This is a genomic window from Kitasatospora sp. NPDC085879 (assembly GCF_040686255.1).
Lineage (GTDB): Bacteria > Actinomycetota > Actinomycetes > Streptomycetales > Streptomycetaceae > Kitasatospora.
The window spans coordinates 1-4,181 of sequence record NZ_JBFBJZ010000162.1 but is presented as its reverse complement, the minus strand read 5'-3'; the positions used below and the strand labels follow the sequence as shown (position 1 = coordinate 4,181).

Sequence of the window (4,181 nt, the reverse complement as noted above, 5' to 3'; positions counted from 1 at the left end):
GCGATCCTGGAACGGATCCCGGCCGGCCGCTGGGGCCGGGCCGACGACCTCGCTGGCGCCACCGTCTTCCTCGCCTCCGACGCCGCCGCCTACGTGCACGGCGCCGTCCTGCCCGTCGACGGCGGATGGCTGGGCCGATGACCACCGATCCCGCCGTCGGTGCCGCGTCGCCTCCGCCACCGAGCTGATGCATGCCCTGCGCCGGGTCCGTCGGCCGTCGCACCGAACCGCGCACCAGGAGGAACGCAGTTGACACAACGGACCATGGCCCGCCGGAAGATCATGAACACTTCCGTCGAGCTCACCGACCTGGGCTTCGGGGCCTCCGTGATAGGCAACCTCTACCGCGTCACCCCTCCTCACGACGCACAGGCCGCGATCGAGGCGGCCTGGGAGTCCGGCATCCGGTACTTCGACACGGCGCCGCACTACGGGCTCGGCCTGTCCGAGCGACGTCTGGGAGCCGCCCTGCGGGACCGTCCGCGCGACGCGTACGTCGTCTCCTCCAAGGTCGGCCGCCTGCTCGTCCCCAACGAGCGGCCGCACGGGCTCGACAGCGAAGGTTTCGTGGTGCCGGACGACCTTCGCAGGCAGTGGGACTTCAGCCGTGACGGAGTGCTCCGCTCCATCGAGGCGACCTTGGAACGCACTGGCCTGGACCGCCTGGACGTCGTCTACCTGCACGACCCCGACGACCACTGGTGGCAGGCCGCCGACGAGGCCATGCCGGCCCTGGCGGAGCTGCGTGATCAGGGAGTGGTCGGCGCGATCGGCGCAGGCATGAACCAGTCGGCCATGCTCGCCCGCTTCCTGCGCGAGACCCCGGCCGACGTGGTGATGCTCGCGGGTCGCTACACCCTCCTCGACCAGTCCGCCCTCGACGACGTCCTGCCCGCCGCGCGGGCACTCGGAAAGAGCGTGGTGGCCGTCGGTGTGTTCAACTCGGGACTGCTCTCCCGCGACCGGCCGGCGCAGGGCATGACGTACGACTACCGGGAAGCTCCCCCGGCCGTCGTCGCCCGCGCCCTGGCGATCGCCGAGGTCTGCGCGGCGCACGGAACGACGTTGCCCGCTGCAGCGGTCGCGTTCCCGTACAGCCATCCCAGTATCATCAACGTCACCCTCGGCATGCGGACGGCGGAACAGGTCGGACGGAACGTGGACCTCCACCGTCAGCACATCCCCGAGGCTCTCTGGGAGGATCTCCGCGCCCGGGAACTCATCAGGTCGGACGTGCCTGTCACGAACAGGACCGGAAGGAGTGCGCGGTGTCTCTGACGGACAAGGCGATCACGCAGATCCGGGAGCTGATCCGCAGCGGAGCGCTGCCACCGGGCTCGAAGCTCCCCCCGGAGCCGGAGCTGGCCGCCCAGCTCGGCCTCTCCCGCAATCTCGCCCGGGAGGCCGTGAAGGCGTTGGCCGTCGCCCGGATCCTGGAGGTCCGACGGGGCGACGGCACCTACGTGACCAGCCTCCAGCCGAGCCTGCTCCTCGAGGGGCTCGGCGGCGCGGTGGAGCTGCTGCAGGGCGATTCCGCCGCGGTGCAGGATCTCATCGAGGTACGGCGACTCCTGGAACCGGTCGCCACGGCGCTGGCCGCAACCCGGATCTCCGACGAGCAGCTGGCCGAGGTAGAGCGGCACCTGGAGGCCATGCGCGAAGCGCATGACGACGTGGAACTGCTCAACGCCCACGACGCCGCGTTCCACCGTGCCGTCATCGCGGCCACGGGCAACGAGACCCTGCTCACCCTCCTGGAGGGCATCTCCGGGCGCACGCTGCGCGCCCGCACCTGGCGCGGTCTGGTCGACGCCCAGGCCTCGGACCGGACCATCGCCGAGCACGAGGCGATCTTCCGAGCGCTGTCGATCCGCGACGCCTCCCTCAGCCAGGCCGCCGCGTTGATGCACGTCAGCAACACCGCGCTGTGGCTGAGCGAGCACTTGCATTCGGGAGAAGCCCTCCCGTGGGCGTGAAAGCCCGGGCACGGAGCAGTCGAGCGAAGCGCTTCGGGGTTCTCGGCCGCCGTCGGCGCAGGTGGTCGCGGTAGGGCTGACCCATCGCACGTCATGCCACCTCGGCGATGCGGGCTTGGCAGGCGCGTTCTCTTGTGCTTCGTGACTCAACATCTCGAAGCCAACTCCGTCGTGCGCGACATCTTGACGGCGTCTCGAACTCTGGCCATATTGATGGGCGTTGCAGCGCGATGGCGGTGTCCATTTCAACCCTGCGCGCACCCTTCCGAGGCCAAAATTGTTAGCGTTAACATTATCGGCCGCGATCTTCCTTCCCCACCCTGCGAAGGAGTTCCACCCATGTCCATGCGATCGTGGCTGCGCCGCATCCGGCGGGCGCTGCCGGCTGCGGGGACGACAGCCGTGCTGGTCGCCGGCCTACTCGTCGGCGGGGCCACCGCCTCCCAGGCCGCCACCCAGGGCCCGTGCGACATCTACGCCGCAGGCGGAACGCCGTGCGTCGCGGCGCACAGCACCACCCGTGCGCTGTTCGCCTCCTACAGCGGGCCGCTGTACCAGGTGCAGCGGACCTCGGACGGCAGGTTGCAGGACGTCGGGATGCTCGCCGCCGGAGGCGTCGCCGACGCCGGGGCGCAGGACTCCTTCTGTGCGGGTACCGCCTGCACCATCACCCGGGTCTACGACCAGACAGGCGGCGGCAACACCTTGGTCTACCAAGGACCCGGCGGGACCGGCGGCGCCGACTCGGCGGCCGTTGCGAACACGGAGGCGCTGAGCGTGGGCGGCCGGAAGGCGTACGCGCTCTACATCAACCCCGGCAACAGCTACTTCGCCTACAACCCCGCCGGGGGCGTGCCCACGGGCAGCTCGCCCGAGGGCGAGTACATGGTCACCAGCGGCACCCACGTCAACGGCGGCTGCTGCTTCGACTACGGCAACACGGAGATCGACCACAAGGCCGACGGCAACGGCGCCATGGACGCGATCAACTTCGGCACGGAGTGCTGGTTCGGCGGTTGCAGCGGGACCGGGCCGTGGGTGCAGGCGGATCTGGAGAACGGCCTGTTCTCCGGCGGCAGCAAGACGTGGAACACCGCCCAGGTCTCGCAGACCAGCCGCTTCGTCACCGCGATGCTCAAGAACGACGGCACCGCCCGGATGGCGCTCAAGGGCGCCGACGCCCGCTCCGGTGGCCTGACCCAGCTCTACAGTGGCACGCTGCCCGGCGGGTGGAGCCCGATGCACAAGCAGGGTGCCGTCATCCTCGGCAGCGGCGGCGACTGCTGCCAGACCAACCGCAACGCGAGCGCCGGCACCTTCTACGAGGGCGCGATGGTCAAGGGCTACCCTTCCGACGCCACCGACGCCGCAGTCCAGGCCAACATTGCCGCAGCCGGCTACAGCACCGACACCACGAACCCCTTCGTCCCGGGCGCGAAGGTGTCGCTGCAGGCCACCACCTCCTGCTGCACCGGCGACTACCTGCGGCACGACACGGGCGACGACAGGGTCGTGATCGCGCCGGTGACCTCCGGCAGTTCCGCCGTCGACAAGGGCAACGCCACCTGGATCGTCCGCGCCGGCCTGGCCGACAGCAGCTGTGTCTCCTTCGAGTCCGCCGACACACCCGGCCGCTACCTCAGGCACTACGCCTTCCAGCTCCACCTCCAGGCCGATGCCGGCACAGGCCAGTTCGCCGCCGACGCCACCTTCTGCGCGAAGCCGGGAAACAGCGGCACGGGCTACTCCCTGCAGTCCTTCAACTTCCCGGCCAAGTACATCCGCCACTACCGCCTCGTCGGCTACATCGCCGGCAACGGCGGCACCAACGCCTGGGACAACCCGTCGTCGTGGGCCCAGGACACCAGCTGGCTCGCCGCCGCCCCCTGGAGCTGACGAACAGTCCGTGCCGAGTCGGTGCCGAATTCGGCCGAAGCCGAACCGCACTCGGACGCGTCGGCGGAGCCCGCACCGTCCGCACAGCAGGACGCCGGGAGGTCCGCGGACGCCCACCCCACCCCCACCCTGTGAAGGAGTCCTTCATGGTCAAACCGTCGATCCGTAGGCTCGGGCGAGCTCTCCTCGCAACGGGCGCGACCGCCGCACTCGCCGTCGGCCTGCTCACCGCCACGGCCGCGACCTCGCAGGCGGCCACCCAGGGGCCCTGCGACATCTACGCCGCCGGCGGCACCCCCTGCGTCGCCG

Annotated in this window: 4 protein-coding genes; all 4 read left to right on the top strand. The window is 70.4% G+C overall.

Annotation, left to right across the window (positions count from 1 at the left end; genetic code table 11):
- Positions 1-141, top strand: a 141-nt coding sequence (locus AB0P35_RS41580; protein WP_363521683.1) for an SDR family oxidoreductase, incomplete at its 5' end; no start/stop codon positions are given.
- A 123-nt stretch (positions 142-264) separates the two neighbouring features.
- Positions 265-1,278: an aldo/keto reductase gene (locus tag AB0P35_RS41575; RefSeq protein ID WP_363521680.1), complete on the top strand. Its 1,014-nt coding sequence runs from the start codon at positions 265-267 to the stop codon at positions 1,276-1,278.
- Positions 1,269-1,976, top strand: coding sequence for a FadR/GntR family transcriptional regulator (locus AB0P35_RS41570; RefSeq protein WP_095878011.1), 708 nt, complete (start codon positions 1,269-1,271; stop codon positions 1,974-1,976). Before AB0P35_RS41575 ends, AB0P35_RS41570 begins: the two co-directional genes overlap by 10 nt.
- A gap of 339 nt (positions 1,977-2,315) precedes the next feature.
- Positions 2,316-3,872 (top strand): alpha-L-arabinofuranosidase B, encoded by a 1,557-nt coding sequence (locus tag AB0P35_RS41565; RefSeq protein ID WP_363521677.1) that lies wholly within the window; start codon positions 2,316-2,318, stop codon positions 3,870-3,872.
- Positions 3,873-4,181: the final 309 nt, after the last annotated feature.